The following is a 15,052-nucleotide window of genomic DNA, read 5'->3' as shown; positions in this document are numbered from 1 at the left end:
AGCGGAGCGTTTTTTGCTCTATAGGAATCGGTACTTTTCAGCCAGACACTAATCTTCCATCTCAGCGCTCCAGTCAAGCACCCTTCCGTCCGATGCCAGAATTTCATACTCATATTCCATCTGATTATAATAGAACTCTATTTCATATACATATCTGCCATCCTCACGTTCCAGTTTCGCTTTTTTATACTGAACCTCTCCACTGATTCCTGCATGCTTCAAAGCAATGTTTTTTGCCCCTTCCATCCCGATATCGCTGCTTTTAGCTGAATCGTTACTGCCAGAGCTCCCATTAGAATCTCCCCTTTGATATTTCCTCTGAATATCACCATCCACCTTTTCTCTTTCAGCCTTTAAAATTGTCCCGTCCAACGCCAGTATTTCATATGAATATTCCAGTTTCTCAGTTATAAATTCCAAATCATAAACTTCCCGGCCATCCTCATATTCCTTCTTATTTTTAAAAACAGTAACCTCATTTTCGCCAAGTCCCGCATCTTTCAGCGCTGCCGCAAGAGCCTGCTCAGAAGTGATACCAGATTCTTCACTTTTTGTCTCCTTTGAAACAGTACTGTCAGGGCCAGCTTCTTTCACTGATTCCGTCTGATTTGCCAAAACTGTCTGCTCCTGGTTTGTCCCGGAAGCTGCAGTTTCAGCATTTTGCTTTCTGGTTTTCTTTTCCATACCTAAAACAGATACTCCGATCAATATAGCCGCCAGAACACAAACTCCCACAACCGCTCCTGTCTTTTTTGAATGATTTATCTTTTTCATATTTTGATTCTCCTTTCCTACTAATTCCAGGGGCAATACCAGCTGAAATCTTGCGTTTTTTACTTTCCATAACCACGTATCATCTGTTGGGGACAGTATAACATAAAACCTAAAAAAGAAAAACGTTCTGAAATCCATCTCCCCCAAATCAGATAAAACCTGATAATTGAAAGAACAGTTTTCAAAACGTTTTTCTTTTAATTTTGTACCTGGGAGCATTCCCTAAAAGCATTTTTCTTCTAAAATGAAGAAGTTTTCACCAAAAATACTGATTAAAATGCAGGTCCTTCTTCTTTTTGTTCTACAGCTGCCAGATAAGCCGTCCTGGTTGCACGGTCTACCTTTCCGGGCGCAACAGCATCGCCAATCACCTGAACAAAAGCATCTCCTGCCGCCTCTTTTAATGCCTGATAATCTACAGACTTCATTCCAAGGGCAAACACAATGGTATCCGCCGGAAGCTTCTGAACCCCGTCTGCATTTTCAATGGTTACACCATCTGCTTCAATTTCCAGACATTTTGTTTTTGGAAGCATTGTCATATGGTTCTTTTCCATTTCCCATACAAGAGCCTCCCGATACATACCAAAAGACTCATTGGCTACACGGTCAAGCATTTCAATTACAGTCACTTCATGTCCGGTTTTCTGCAGATACAGCCCTGTCTCACATCCTACCAGGCCGCCGCCGATCATAATAACTCTCTTTCCGCATTCTACTGTTTTATCATACACTTCCATAGCCTGATGTGCATGTTCTATTCCCTTAATAGGCGGAACTGCCGGAACCGAACCGGTTGCAATCATAACTGAATCTGCACCGAATTCCTTTACAAACTCCGGTGTTGCTTCTGTATTCAGCAGTACATGAATATCTCTTCTTTCCACCTCACGAATCAAAAGGTCTTTGAAATTTCTAAGATCCGGTTTGTCAATATCAATATCTGTAAAATACAGCAAGCCTCCCAGTTTAGAACCTTTTTCTACTAAGGTAACATCGTGGCCTCTGTCAAAGGATGTAATGGCTGCCTGCATACCGGCAGCGCCGCCGCCGATAATTAAAACTTTTTTAGCTTTTTCTGGCACCGGAAGGGATTCCGGATCAAAAGGAAGATGCGCCAGCGGATTAATGGTACAATGTCCTACATACAACGCCAGTTCTTCACTGGAAAATGGCAGATCATCATATCCTTCTTCCGGAGAACCAGGGAAACATTTATAGCACCGCAGACATCTGCGGATCTGAGCCTCACTGCCTTCCATGCATTTTTTTGTAAACTCCGGATCTGCCAGCATCTGACGACCTAAAATCACAAAATCAACCATGCCTTTTTCTATAATTTCTTCGCAAAACTCCGGAGAGTTGATACCGCCTACCACTCCAACAGGAAGCTTCGTATAAGATTTTACAATTGCCGCAGCCTCTGCATTCAATCCGTGAGGATGGAACATACTGCTTTCTGTTCCTGATTTTACGGACTCCTCATAAATGCCGCAGGTAACATGTACAGAAGTGATGTCATCCTCCACCATCTGAATAAATTCTCCTGTCTCTTCCGGTGTAATGCCGCCTGGCTGATGATCAGTTCCGTCAATTCGAAGCTCAATCAAAAACTCCGGTCCTACTGCATCTCTGATTGCACGGATAATCTGTTTCGGAAATCTGGCTCTGTTTTCCAAAGAACCACCGTATTCATCCGTTCTGGTATTCATTAATGGTGATAAGAACTGTGTGAAAATAAATCCATGTCCCCCATGAATTAAAACACCGTCAAATCCTGCCTTCTGCATATAAACAGCTGCTTTTGCAAAATCTCCTGCGATACGGTCCATATCATCCTTTGTCATTGGACGTGCTTTAATTCCGGCAATATTCACAGACTCCACCGGCCCGATACAATCTTCATCCGGTCCAAAAGGTACTTTTTCTTTTCCGGCGTGCACCAGCTCCGCCAGCGCCACTGCACCATGACTTTTAATTCTTGTGGCATATTCAGCCACCGCCTGAAACGTTTCCATATCTTCTTCCGGCTTTGCAAAATCAAAAGGACGAAATCCCGGAATACGTACTGCATCCACAAAGTTTACATCTGTCTCCCCCACGATAACACAGGCATTCCCGCCTTTTGCCGGTCCCTCCAGCTTCCGGTATGTAAACTCTCTTGCATCCGGATTCTGAACAATCAGACCAAAAGCCATAGGAGCACTGACTATTCGGTTTCGGTACGTTTTGTTTCCCACCTTCAGCGGACTTAATAACTTCTCAAATTTCATACGTTCTATCCCTCCATAGTAAAAATAAAAACCTTAATCAGCTATCTATCAGCAGTATACCATGACAAAAAATAACTGTGAAATTCCGCTTTTCTTCCCCACGTATAAACATTTTTTATAGCTACAAGCCCCGCAGCCTTACAAAAAGCAAAACGCAGAAAAGGAAAGCTCATTTTTCTTTTCTGCGCTTTGCTTTTTGTAAGGATATGTGGCGACAGCCACAAAGCGAAAAAGCCGCAGGCTTTAGAGCTTAGCTGCGGGGCGCTGGCCTTGAAGCAGCTGCGGGGCGCTGGCCTTGAGGCAGCTGCGGGGCGCTGGCCTTGAGGCAGCTGCGGGACGCTGGCCTTGAAGCAGCTGCGGGACGCAGTCCTTGAAGCAGCTGCGGGGCGCTGGCCTTGGGGACAGCTGCGGGGCGCTGGCCTTGAGCCAGCTGCGGGGCGCAGTCCTTGAAGCAGCTGCGGGGCGCTGGCCTTGAGCCAGCTGCGGGGCGCTGGCCTTGAAGCAGCTGCGGGGCGCTGGCCTTGGAGCAGCTGCGGGACGCTGGGGAACCTATGACAAATATCTGCAAATATGATATTATTAAAAAAACTCCGGAGGAAAGCTATGAATACCATACAGCTGAAATATTTTTTATCTGCCGCAAAACATTTAAGTTTTTCAGAGACTGCCAAAGAATTTTATATGACTCAGCCGGCAATCAGCCACCAGATCTCCGAACTGGAGCAGGAACTTGGAACACGGCTCTTTGAACGCACGGCACGAGGTGTAATACTGACCAAATCCGGCATCCAGTTTTTAGAGGACGCCAAAGGATTTCTGGATCTTGAGACTGCCTCCAAAAACAGAATCCGCTCGCTGTCAGCCTCCGATTCCTGTCATTTAAAAATCGGATATCTAGCCAGTCCCTGTAAGTATTTTCTTCCAGAGGTAATTCATCAGTTCCGCCGCGCCTATCCACAGGTTGATATTGAACTGATCCGTATGGATGCCCTGGAAATCGTGGATTCTATTGATCAAAAACAGTATGATATCTATTTTTCACTGATGGAAGATATTAAACGAAGACCAGACTACCAAAACCGGAAAATTCATGAGGATAACTACAGCCTTGTCTGCCGCAGTGATCATCCATGTTTACATAACTTTAAAATCGACTACACAAAAATTGCCACCGAACCATTTCTGATGTTTGAACCGGACAAGGCCGCATTCATGTCCAGACAGATCTGTCAGGTGTGCAAAGATCTTAATTTTACCCCCAGAATTGCACATACTTACCGCTCCATGGAGGAGGTTCTTTTTGCTGTGGAATCCGGACTTGGCATTACAATTCTGCCTTATAAAATCAAAGACTATGTAAAAGCCTCTCTGGTCTATGTTCCTCTGGACAGCAGCCACACTGCCTGTTCCATCGGCGCTGCCTGGCTGGAACAGGAAGGGCAGCCCGCAGTCAGCTGGTTTATGAATATTTTAAATCAGCATCTGATCCGGCTGGCAACCCAAGATTAATGGTTACAGCTTTTCAGACTATTTTACATCAAAATAAGACGATACACACTCCTAAAAGAGTGCATATCGTCTTATTTTCTTTTATTCTGTGCAGTAATATTACTCTATGGAAATCACTTTGTAATCCTGATCTTCCACTGTTTTTTTCAAAACATCATCGCTAATTTCTCCATGCAGTGTTACTACAGCGGTTCCGGCTTCATGACTTACTTCTGCCTGATCAACTTCCGGAAGCGCTTCTAGTACTTTTTTCACTCTGGCCTCACAGTGGCCGCACATCATACCTTCGATTTTCATTGTTTTTTTCATTACAGGTTCCTCCTTAATTTTCACTTTTATTTTTTTATCCTTGGATGCATTGCGGATATTGAAAAAATTCAGCCGCAGTGCATTGGTTACCACACAAAAACTTGACAAACTCATAGCTGCGGCACCAAACATAGGATTTAACTCCCAGCCAAATACCGGAATCCATACTCCCGCCGCCAGCGGAATGCCAATGATATTATAGAAAAATGCCCAGAACAGATTCTGGTGTATATTACGCAGCGTTGCACGGCTTAAACGAATAGCAGCCGGTACGTCGCTGAGACGGCTCTTCATCAGCACCACATCTGCCGCATCTATGGCGATATCTGTACCTGCGCCAATGGCGATACCCATATCCGCCCTTGTAAGCGCCGGCGCATCATTGATACCGTCTCCAACCATAGCAGTTTTCCCTTTTTGTTTCAGAGAACGAATAACGCTTTCTTTTCCTTCCGGGAGAACACCTGCAATTACTTCATCCACACCAGCCTGAATGCCGATGGCTTTTGCGGTTCTTTCATTATCACCGGTAAGCATAACCACATGGATTCCCATATTCTGAAGCTCTCTGACTGCCTGGGGGCTGTCTTCCTTAATAACGTCTGCTACAGCTATAATACCGGACAGCTTTCCGTCAACGGCAAATAACAACGGGGTTTTTCCCTCTTCTGCCAGCTGCTTTGCCTTTTCTTCCATTTCATCAGTTACACCAGCCTGCTCACTGATAAATTTCAGACTTCCGCCTACCAGCGGCACTCCATCAAGAACAGCTGACAATCCGTTTCCGGGAAGCGCTTTAAACTCTGAAACCTCTGACGCTTTCAGCTGCGCCTCTTCTGCCTTCTGAAAAACAGCCCGGGCCAGAGGATGCTCACTCTTTTTTTCCAGTGAATATGCCATTTGCAGCAGCCATCTCTCCTCAACACCATCTGCAGGCACAATATCAGTTACTTTTGGTTCTCCGCTTGTAATGGTTCCCGTTTTATCCAGTACAACCGTCTGCATTTTCCCGGTCTCTTCCAGAGATACGGCTGTCTTAAACAAAATACCATGTTTTGCACCCATGCCGTTTCCAACCATAATTGCCACCGGAGTTGCCAGTCCCAGAGCACACGGACAGCTGATAACCAATACCGAAATTGCTCTGGATAAAGAAAATCCAAAACTTTCCCCCACCAGCATCCATATAATGAATGTGATAACCGCAATGGTAATTACTGCCGGTACAAACACGCCAGACACTTTATCGGCAATTTTTGCAATAGGTGCTTTTGTAGCGGCCGCATCGCTGACCATCTGAATAATCTGTGAAAATGTAGTATCCTGCCCTACACGGGTAGCCTCACATTTTAAATATCCAGACTGATTTAAGGTAGCCGCCGACACAGCATCCCCCTGTTCTTTGTCTGCCGGGATACTTTCTCCGGTAAGGGCAGATTCATTTACCGCACTGCTCCCCTCTATTACCACACCGTCCACCGGAATATTCTCACCGGGACGTACCACAAAAATATCACCGTTTCGCACCTGTTCAATGGACACTTCCACTTCTTCTCCGTCACGGATCACAGCTGCAGTTTTAGGCGCCAGCTTCATAAGATTTTTCAATGCATCCGTAGTTTTTCCTTTGGAATATGCCTCCAGCATTTTTCCAAGGGTAATCAGTGTCAGGATCATGGCTGCTGATTCAAAATAAAACTCATGCATGTATCCCATGACAGCATCCATATCACCTCTCACATGGGCATTGCTCATAGCAAACAGCGCATACGTACTATATACAAAGGAAGCACCGGCACCAAGAGCTACCAGAGTATCCATATTTGGCGCCCGGTGAATCAGCCCCTTAAAACCGCTGACAAAAAATTTCTGATTAATCACCATAATGATAACTGTCAGCAGCAGCTGCAGAAGCCCCATACTTACATGATCTTCAGCCAAAACTGCGGGAACCGGCCATCCCCACATCATATGCCCCATGGAGAAATACATAAGTACCAGCAGAAAAACCAGGGAACTGATCAGTCTCCTCTTTAATACAGGCGTATCTTTGTCTGCCAGCATATCTTCTTCTGCCGCGGCCGATGTACCCTTATGTTCCGCAGCGTCTGTTTTCCTGGCCGCCCCATACCCGGCTGCTTCAACCGCCGCCATAACAGCCTGGGGGGAAGCAGTGCCTTCCACTCCCATAGAATTTGTCAAAAGACTTACCGAACAGGACGTAACGCCGTCTACTTTTGACACTGCCTTTTCTACCCGGGCGCTGCAGGCGGCACAGCTCATTCCGGTTACTTTATATTGTTCCATTGATTGTCCCTCCTACTTCATTAATTTCTTTAAGGTGTCAATGAGTTCATCTAGAGTCTCATCTCTGCCCTCCCGTATATCCTCCGCCACACAGGACCTGATATGACTGGCGAGAAGTTCTCTGTTAAACGCATTGACTGCCGCAGTTACGGCCGAAGACTGGACCAGAATGTCTGTACAGTACGCGCTTTTTTCTATCATTCCTTTAATTCCGCGGATCTGTCCTTCAATTCTGTTTAATCTGTGAATCAGCTTTTTATATTCTTCATCTGAACGTTCTTTTGTTTTATGAAGACAACATTCCTTTTCCATATTCCGCACCTGCCTTTCATCAGTATTATATACCCCCAAGGGGTATATGTAAAGTCTAAAATAAGAAATGGTAAAAATATTCATCTTCACCATTTCTTATCATGCTCCATATACCAAAACTTATTCCTGCCATCACCTTAGCAGTTATTTTCCCTTCTGATCTGCTTTGTTCTGGAATTTTTCATTATTTACGATAAAACGTTCATGGGTACCTTCCCCTATCACACCTGCTTCGTCGGAGGCCGTTACTTTAAAAACCAGTCTTCGTCCGTCTGTTTCTATAAGCTCGCTCTCGCAGGTCACTGTCATTCCCACTGGGGTAGCCGCCATATGCTTTACATTCAGCATCGTACCTACTGTCCCGCATCCCTCTTCTAGAAATGGCATTACACTGTTACAAGCCGTCTTTTCCATTAACGCAATCATGGCTGGTGTTGCAAATACTAAAAGTGTACCGCTTCCTACTGCTGCTGCTGTATTTTCAGATACTACCTTTACCGTATCTTTTCCTTTTATTCCTGTTTCTAACATTTTGATTCCTCCTGCTTACTAAACATCTTATATATGATATCATACCACAAGAAAATCTTTGGGCCAACCGGATTATTTCTCATCATACATATTTCGTATCAGTTAATATAAAATGGCAATTTCAGATTTTTCCGCGCTCCTGTTAAACTGTGAAATAAGCAGATAACAGATATCAATAGCCTAAAACCAAGGAAAGGAATATCAATATGGAAAAGAATATACCCGAAAATACAAATATGGAATTATTAAAAGCCCGTGCAAAACGTGTTAACACAGCCATTGCACTGCAGGAACCTGACAGGGTTCCTCTGGTTCCCACTTTTGGAAACGTTATTGCAGCAGAATACGGCGTTACCATCAAAGATGCCATGACAGACCAGCGCAATCTGATCCCTGCCCTGGATAAAATGCTGGAAGATATTAAACCAGACTACTTTTATGCCCCGCAGTTTTTTCCAAAAAACGGAATGGACATTTTAAAACCTGTTAACATCAATTATCCCGGAAAAACACCGCAGTTTGGCGATAACTTTACATATCAGACTATTGACCACGAATTTCTGGAGGATGAAGAATATGAAGACTTTTTAAAAGATCCCTCCAAATTCCTTCTTCAAAAAGTTCTTGCAAAAAAATTTGCTTCCCTTCAGGGACTTTCTATGTTAAATCCCTACAGTCTGTGCGGCAGCACTGTTATGGGATTTGGCGCTTTAGCTGCACCGCCCCTTAAACAGGCCCTGGCTTCTTTGATGGAAGCCGGAAATGCAGTAGGCTCTTATATTCAATCTTCTGTTGACGTAATAATGCACCTTGTTCAGAAAGGATTTCCAGTCTGGGGAACTGCAGTAGCCCTGAATCCTTTTGATGACTTTGCCGACAATATCCGGGGGCTGATCAATACTGTCATGGATCTGAAAACAGATCCGGAACTTCTGGCCGAAGCCGTTGACCGCTACACAGATGTTTCCATTCAATCTGCTATTGGTTTATGTAAAATGTCCCATGCAGATAATATCTTTATCCCGCTTCATGCAGGCGTGGATGAGTTTATGTCTCCTGACGACTATGCAGATTATTACTGGCCGCCTCTTAAAAAAATGCTGTGCGCTTTCGTAAATGCCGGTATTACTCCATTTGTTGCCTGTGAAGGAAATTATTTTACCCGCCTTGAAACAATTAAAGACGTACCAAAAGGTAAAATTGTCTACATCTTTGAAAAACAGGATATGGCCAAAGCAAAAAAAGTGCTGGGGGATACTGTATGTATTGCGGGAAACTTTGACACAAACTTTCTTTCTTACGGAACAAAAGAATCCATTACAGAGGAAACAAAAAGACTTCTTGATATCTGCGCGCCCGGCGGGGGATATATGATGTCAAATAATCTGGCCATTGATAACGGCAGACCGGAAAATCTGGCCGCATGGTACGAGGCCTTGGAAAAATACGGCAGATATTAAATCACTTACAGCACTTAAAATGCCAGATACAGGACGGTTCTTATTTCTGTATAACATACAGATTGATGATATCCAAAAAGTGCTTCATATAAAACCTACAATTCTGCACAAATTTTTACATTCATTTTTGTATGATATACATATATTAAATTTTTATAAATTCTGTTATTCTTATACAAATAACGCAGTTTCTATCAAGTTACTTAATATCTGCCAGCACATCTGCCGGCAGACCTCATATTTATATCAGATAGGGGATGACTTCCGCCTCTGCAGGCGGTGAGTAACAAACTTGTATCAGCAGCGGTATATAACAGCGGGTTTTATAAAGAAAGTTTTTATCTGTATTTCCAGATAAATGCTTTCGATTAAAATCATATAAACAAGAGGAGGTTTTTTTATGGAACAGAAAAAGGTAAGAGGTTATGGCGTAAGAGGATGGGTATTGATTATCTGGATTGCTACCGCATTCCTTGCCTACACCGCAGTGGGAAATTACCCGCTTAACATTCTGTCTGAACTCTATGGAGGTCAGCAGGCATTATCCACAATCTACACAGTGGCTTCCGTAATCGGTGTTATTGTACAGCTGATAGCATCAAGTTTTATCGGAAGACTGAGAAGTGTCAAAAAACTTGGCTGTCTTATGGGGCTTTTAACAATCATCTTTCTATTAGGCATCATGTTTATCCCTGGTTATATTCCTGGCGGAATGCAGATGTTATGGCGTGCCGTATATGGTATCGGTACGGTATGTTCCGTTATGTATGGTACATTCGCCCTTTCTATTCTGGTAGGACAGTGGTTCCCAACCAGAAAAGGAGGTGTTATGGGTATCGCAACATTTGCGTTCCCAATCGGTAACGGTGTAATCGGCGCTTTTGCGGCAACAGCTTTTAAAGGCGGTACTCCCCATGTAGCACTGGCATTTGCACCATTCCTGATTATCTTCATTATCGGCTGGATCATTGGTCTTGTTTTTGTTCCGGATTATCCGGAAGAAGTTGGTGCATACCGTGACAACAATGCGGATATGACTCCTGAGATGGCAAAAGCTATGATGGAAGAGGAAATTGAAAACAAGAAAACAACTGTATGGAAACTGAATCACACATTAACAACCCGGGATTTCTGGTTTATCACACTTCCTGCCGGTCTGCTGCTTATGTTCTCTGTAGGTACTATGACACAGACCAATCAGATTCTTGCCCAGATGGGTGACGGCCTTGATAAATACGGCGGTTTCGCTGGGGTTATGGCCATGATTATGATTTTCGGTCTTATTGGCAGTTTTGTACTGGGTGTTCTGGATCAGAAACTTGGAACGAAGAAAGCTATGATTATCGCCTGTGTGATTATGTTAATCGCAGGTATTTTAGGAGCTGTTTCCAGCCCTGCAAAACCGGGTCTTCTGGTTGCAGCATTGATTTTCCTGGCATTATTTATGGGTGCATCTTCTAACTTTACCGTATCACTGGCAGCTCAGTACTGGCGCCGTGAGGACTTTGGTACTGTTTTTGCAGCTGTAAATCCAATTGCAAATCTGATCTGTGCATTTGGTCCTATGCTGATTGCAATCCTTATGATCGGTTCCGGTTACACAATGATCTTTAAGGTAGTTGCAGGTGCCGGCATTGTTTCCATTATTCTGATGCTTCTGTTTAGTTCTAAACATGTAAAAGCAAAAGATGATACATACAGAAAAGCAGCAGGCAAAAAACTTGACAACGCTTTAGCAGACAGAAAATAATATGAACTCTGCACTTGAAATGAATGAAAAGATGTAAATAAGCAAGAGGAATCCCGTTGTATTATGGGATTCCTCTTACTTTGCGTTTTTGATAATTTTATAAAACCAGTCATTTTCCTAAACAAGAATGTGCAAAGCACATTCTCCGCCTGCGGCGGGTCGCCTTTGCGACATGACTCCATTCCGCCGCAGTGCGATCATCTTTTTAATTTACAAATACATCAATAAATTCATTTTCCGACAATGTATTTACATATAATGCAACAGCAGGATTTAAGTTTCCCCGTTTCCAGACACACACCACCGACAACGGAGCAATTTCCTTTGGAAGCTCAAGAAACCGATAGTGATCCGTATCATAAACTTCCCTGAGACTGTTGTCCATCAAGGCAATCCCCCGGCCGGATCTGGCGTTTAAAAGCATGGATTCCTGATTAGGAACATAAAGAATCTTTCCGCACTGAATGCCGGCTTTCTGAAGAATACTTTTTAATTCATCGGTTCTGCCTGGAGCTTCTTTATCATCCGGAAGAATAAAAGTCTCTCCGCTCAGCTCTTCTGCTTTCAAATCTTCCTTTGACGCCATTGGATGGTTTTTAGACATTAAAAGTCCTGTTAAAACAGGATAATATTCATCATATACAACATCCTGAAGATATCTCAGTTCAAAATCAAGAGTGAAAATCAGGTCCAATATTCCTTTTTCCAGCTTATCCCTGAGCTCTCCAAAGGAACGCCGCTCGATAAAAATATTTACATTAGGATAATGTTTATTAAAATACGCCGCAGTGGGAGCAACAAACATATCAAGGTTCATGCCCTCTAGACATCCAATATGTATCGTCAGATCCGCTCCGTTTTCTATGCTCATAACTTCCCGGATTCCACTGCCAATCACATCCAGAGCCTCCCTGCATTTCTTCACCATTACTGCTCCCTGAGGTGTCAGGCGCACTTCCTTTTTGCTGCGCACAAACAGAGGAAATCCCCATTCTTCTTCCAGCAGACTGATCTGCCGGCTGACAGTAGGCTGGGTCGTATAATATTCTCTGGCCGTCCTGGTGAAATTCAAATGCCTTGCCAGTGATAAAAATATTTCAAGCTGTTGTGAAGTCATCTCTCCCCCGCTGTTCCACCATGGTTTTTCATTATCTTTTAATCATTCTAAATAAGCCGAATGCTTCTGCTGCTTTTAACTTGCCGTCTTATGCTTTCAGCAGTTTCTCTATGCTGGCAAGCTTTACACAGATTATAAAAATTTCTGTAGCTGCAATCAGCTCTTCCATAGGCGGAAGCGTTGGCGCAATTCGAATTACAGAATCTTTCGGATCGTTTTTGTAAGGATAAGGCGCTCCGGCACCTGTCATAACTACTCCGGCTTCCTTGGCTTTTGCAATAATTGACTTTGCACAGCCTTCATTTGCCTCATAAGTTATAAAATATCCGCCATTTGGAACTACCCAGTTTCCAACGCCAAGCCCTTTTAATTCTTCTTCAAACTTTTTCAGAATCATCTCAAATTTCGGCCGGATCAGCGCCGCATGTTTCATCATATGATTTTCTACTCCCGCTTTGTTCTTCAGGAATTTTACATGACGAAGCTGATTGATCTTATCAAAACCAATAGTCTGGACACTGAGACGTTTTATAATTGCTTCTTTATTTTTCAGACTGGTAGCAAGACCGGAGATACCGGCACCTGAAAATGTTACTTTGGAAGTAGAACAAAACTCATAGACCATATCCGGATTTCCCGCTTTTTCACACTCTGATATAATATCCAGCAATTCATCCTGTTTATCTTCAAACAAATGGTGTACACAATATGCATTATCCCAATAGATACGAAAATCTTTGGCTGCAGGCTTCAGATTTGCAAACCGGCGGACAGTTTCATCAGAATAAGAAATTCCCTGGGGATTTGAATACTTTGGTACACACCAGATTCCTTTTATTGCATCATCCTTACTTACAAGCTTTTCCACCATATCCATATCCGGACCTTCTGATGTCATGGGAACATTAATCATTTCAATTCCAAAAGCTTCTGTTATGGCAAAATGTCTGTCATAGCCGGGTACCGGACAGAGAAATTTCACTTTCTCCAGTTTACTCCAGGGAGTACCTCCCATAACGCCGAAAACCATAGACCGGCTGATACAGTCGTACATAATGTTCAAACTAGCATTTCCGTAAACAATTACGTTTTCCGGCTTTGTATCAATCATTGATGCAATCAGTTCTTTCGCCTCATCAATTCCATCCACCATTCCATAATTACGCAGATCAGTTCCCAGGCGGCTGTTTAAATGGGTGTCACTGTTTAAAACATCCATCATAGGCATAGATAAATCCAGCTGTTCCGAGGAAGGTTTTCCTCTGGACATATCCAGCTTCAACCCTTTTCCACAATATTCTTTATACTGCTGCTCTAACGATGCTCTCTCCTGCATCAATTCTTCCTGACTCATTTCCTGATATGATTTCATCTTAATCTTCCTCCTGCTGCCTTATTTTTTTAAAATAGGCATTTATCTCACTTTCATACCCCTGGTTATCCGGCTCATAAAAATGCATTCCCACATAAGGGTCCGGCAGATACTGCTGGTTTACATAATGATTAGGATAATCATGTGCATATCGGTATCCAATTCCTCTTCCCAATTTCTCTGCTCCCTGATAATGGCGGTCCTGCAAATGAGCAGGCACCGGAGGCGTTTTGTCTTTTCTTACAAGCTCCATAGCTTTGTCCACAGCTAGTATCGCCGAATTACTTTTTGGGGCACAGGCCACATAGGCAGCCGCCTGGCTTAATACGATTCTGGCTTCCGGCATCCCAAGCCGTTCTGCAGCCAAAGCTGCACTGACAGCAACATTCAAAGCCATGGGATCTGCATTACTTACATCTTCTGCTGCGCAGATCATAATTCTTCTGGCAATAAATTTAATATCCTCGCCGGAATAAAGCATCCGGGCCAGATAGTATACTGCCGCATCAGGATCTGATCCCCGCATACTTTTAATAAATGCAGAGATTGTATCATAATGGTTGTCTCCATCTTTGTCGTAACGTACTGTCCGTTTTTGAATACATTCTTTTGCAACATCCAGGGTTATATGTATTTTTCCATCTTCACACCGGGGTGTTGTCAGCACGCCCAGCTCAATGGCATTCAGCGCGTTTCTTGCGTCGCCGTTACAAAAATCTGCCAGAAAGCTTTCCGCATCTGCTTCGAGAACAGCTCCATAGGAACCAAGTCCTTTTACTTCATCCTCCACAGCTCTTCTCAACAGTATCCGGATATCTTCAGGCTCCAGCGGGCGCAGCTCAAAAACCACCGACCTGGATAACAAAGCCTGATTTACCTCAAAATAAGGATTTTCAGTAGTTGCACCGATGAGAATCACCGTACCATCCTCAACAAAGGGAAGCAGATAGTCCTGCTGTCCTTTATTAAAACGATGAATTTCGTCTATAAAAAGTATTGTTTTCCTGCCGTACATCCCCTGATTATTTTTTGCATCCTGAATGACAGCTTCCATATCTTTTTTTCCGGCCGAAGTAGCATTGATCTGCATAAACTCAGCGCTGGTAGTATTGGCAATAACACGGGCAATAGTTGTTTTTCCGGTGCCCGGCGGTCCGTAAAAAATCACTGACTGCAGCTTATCTGCTGAAATTGCCCGATATAATAATTTATCTTTTCCTATAATATGCTGCTGTCCTACAACCTCATCTAAAGATGCAGGCCGGAGTCTGGAAGCCAAGGGCGATTCTTTTTCTTTTTTCTGCTCACGCATGTAATCAAACAGATCCATACTGTTGC

Annotated in this window: 11 protein-coding genes; 3 read left to right on the top strand and 8 right to left on the bottom strand. The window is 43.5% G+C overall.

Annotation, left to right across the window (positions count from 1 at the left end):
• Nucleotides 1-48: 48 nt before the first annotated feature.
• Together OCV88_RS08895 and OCV88_RS08890 are read right to left on the bottom strand one after the other, a co-directional pair.
• Complete coding sequence (locus tag OCV88_RS08895) at nt 49-774, bottom strand: PepSY domain-containing protein (RefSeq protein ID WP_262591077.1); 726 nt, start codon at nt 772-774, stop codon at nt 49-51.
• A 272-nt stretch (nt 775-1,046) separates the two neighbouring features.
• On the bottom strand, nt 1,047-3,047 hold the full coding sequence (locus OCV88_RS08890) for an oxidoreductase (protein WP_158425153.1): 2,001 nt from the start codon (nt 3,045-3,047) through the stop codon (nt 1,047-1,049).
• A gap of 603 nt (nt 3,048-3,650) precedes the next feature.
• Between OCV88_RS08890 and OCV88_RS08885 the strand changes: the two genes are divergently transcribed.
• On the top strand, nt 3,651-4,556 hold the full coding sequence (locus tag OCV88_RS08885) for a LysR family transcriptional regulator (RefSeq protein ID WP_262591075.1): 906 nt from the start codon (nt 3,651-3,653) through the stop codon (nt 4,554-4,556).
• A 99-nt stretch (nt 4,557-4,655) separates the two neighbouring features.
• Here OCV88_RS08885 and OCV88_RS08880 read toward each other — a convergent pair whose 3' ends face one another.
• The 3 genes from OCV88_RS08880 to OCV88_RS08870 all read right to left on the bottom strand — a co-directional run bounded on the left by OCV88_RS08880 (nt 4,656) and on the right by OCV88_RS08870 (nt 8,015).
• Nucleotides 4,656-7,172, bottom strand: coding sequence for a heavy metal translocating P-type ATPase (locus OCV88_RS08880; protein ID WP_158425151.1), 2,517 nt, complete (start codon nt 7,170-7,172; stop codon nt 4,656-4,658).
• 12 nt (nt 7,173-7,184) lie between these two features.
• A complete protein-coding gene (locus OCV88_RS08875) occupies nt 7,185-7,484 on the bottom strand; it encodes a metal-sensing transcriptional repressor (RefSeq protein WP_158425150.1) in 300 nt (99 codons plus the stop codon).
• Nucleotides 7,485-7,628: 144 nt separating this feature from the next.
• Nucleotides 7,629-8,015 carry a thioesterase family protein gene (locus OCV88_RS08870; RefSeq protein WP_158425149.1) on the bottom strand — a complete coding sequence of 129 codons (387 nt, stop codon included), beginning with the start codon at nt 8,013-8,015 and terminating at the stop codon, nt 7,629-7,631.
• Between the two features lie 206 nt (nt 8,016-8,221).
• Between OCV88_RS08870 and OCV88_RS08865 the strand changes: the two genes are divergently transcribed.
• Complete coding sequence (locus OCV88_RS08865) at nt 8,222-9,475, top strand: uroporphyrinogen decarboxylase family protein (protein WP_158425148.1); 1,254 nt, start codon at nt 8,222-8,224, stop codon at nt 9,473-9,475.
• 400 nt (nt 9,476-9,875) lie between these two features.
• Nucleotides 9,876-11,225: an MFS transporter gene (locus OCV88_RS08860; protein ID WP_158425147.1), complete on the top strand. Its 1,350-nt coding sequence runs from the start codon at nt 9,876-9,878 to the stop codon at nt 11,223-11,225.
• Between the two features lie 205 nt (nt 11,226-11,430).
• Here the strand turns inward: OCV88_RS08860 and OCV88_RS08855 are convergent, their stop codons facing one another.
• From OCV88_RS08855 to OCV88_RS08845, 3 genes are all read right to left on the bottom strand, one after another.
• Entirely contained in the window at nt 11,431-12,342 is a 912-nt protein-coding gene (locus OCV88_RS08855; protein WP_158425146.1) for a LysR family transcriptional regulator, read from the bottom strand.
• An 88-nt stretch (nt 12,343-12,430) separates the two neighbouring features.
• Nucleotides 12,431-13,714 carry an aspartate aminotransferase type Ic gene (locus tag OCV88_RS08850; protein ID WP_158425145.1) on the bottom strand — a complete coding sequence of 428 codons (1,284 nt, stop codon included), beginning with the start codon at nt 13,712-13,714 and terminating at the stop codon, nt 12,431-12,433.
• A gap of 1 nt (nt 13,715) precedes the next feature.
• Nucleotides 13,716-15,044, bottom strand: a complete 1,329-nt coding sequence (locus OCV88_RS08845; RefSeq protein WP_158425144.1) for a replication-associated recombination protein A — start codon at nt 15,042-15,044, stop codon at nt 13,716-13,718.
• Nucleotides 15,045-15,052: the final 8 nt, after the last annotated feature.

The sequence above is a fragment of the Brotonthovivens ammoniilytica genome (genome assembly GCF_025566885.1).
Lineage (GTDB): Bacteria > Bacillota > Clostridia > Lachnospirales > Lachnospiraceae > Brotonthovivens > Brotonthovivens ammoniilytica.
Note: the sequence above shows the minus strand (reverse complement) of the source record. Positions and strands in the feature narration are given on the sequence as shown.

What these genes read in the sequence shown, in the direction of transcription:
- OCV88_RS08895 (WP_262591077.1), bottom strand. Translation starts at nt 774, where the DNA reads ATGAAAAAGATAAATCATTCAAAAAAGACAGGAGCGGTTGTGGGAGTT.
- OCV88_RS08845 (WP_158425144.1), bottom strand. Translation starts at nt 15,044, where the DNA reads ATGGATCTGTTTGATTACATGCGTGAGCAGAAAAAAGAAAAAGAATCG.
- OCV88_RS08885 (WP_262591075.1), top strand. Translation starts at nt 3,651, where the DNA reads ATGAATACCATACAGCTGAAATATTTTTTATCTGCCGCAAAACATTTA.
- OCV88_RS08870 (WP_158425149.1), bottom strand. Translation starts at nt 8,015, where the DNA reads ATGTTAGAAACAGGAATAAAAGGAAAAGATACGGTAAAGGTAGTATCT.
- OCV88_RS08860 (WP_158425147.1), top strand. Translation starts at nt 9,876, where the DNA reads ATGGAACAGAAAAAGGTAAGAGGTTATGGCGTAAGAGGATGGGTATTG.
- OCV88_RS08855 (WP_158425146.1), bottom strand. Translation starts at nt 12,342, where the DNA reads ATGACTTCACAACAGCTTGAAATATTTTTATCACTGGCAAGGCATTTG.
- OCV88_RS08865 (WP_158425148.1), top strand. Translation starts at nt 8,222, where the DNA reads ATGGAAAAGAATATACCCGAAAATACAAATATGGAATTATTAAAAGCC.
- OCV88_RS08890 (WP_158425153.1), bottom strand. Translation starts at nt 3,047, where the DNA reads ATGAAATTTGAGAAGTTATTAAGTCCGCTGAAGGTGGGAAACAAAACG.
- OCV88_RS08850 (WP_158425145.1), bottom strand. Translation starts at nt 13,714, where the DNA reads ATGAAATCATATCAGGAAATGAGTCAGGAAGAATTGATGCAGGAGAGA.
- OCV88_RS08880 (WP_158425151.1), bottom strand. Translation starts at nt 7,172, where the DNA reads ATGGAACAATATAAAGTAACCGGAATGAGCTGTGCCGCCTGCAGCGCC.
- OCV88_RS08875 (WP_158425150.1), bottom strand. Translation starts at nt 7,484, where the DNA reads ATGGAAAAGGAATGTTGTCTTCATAAAACAAAAGAACGTTCAGATGAA.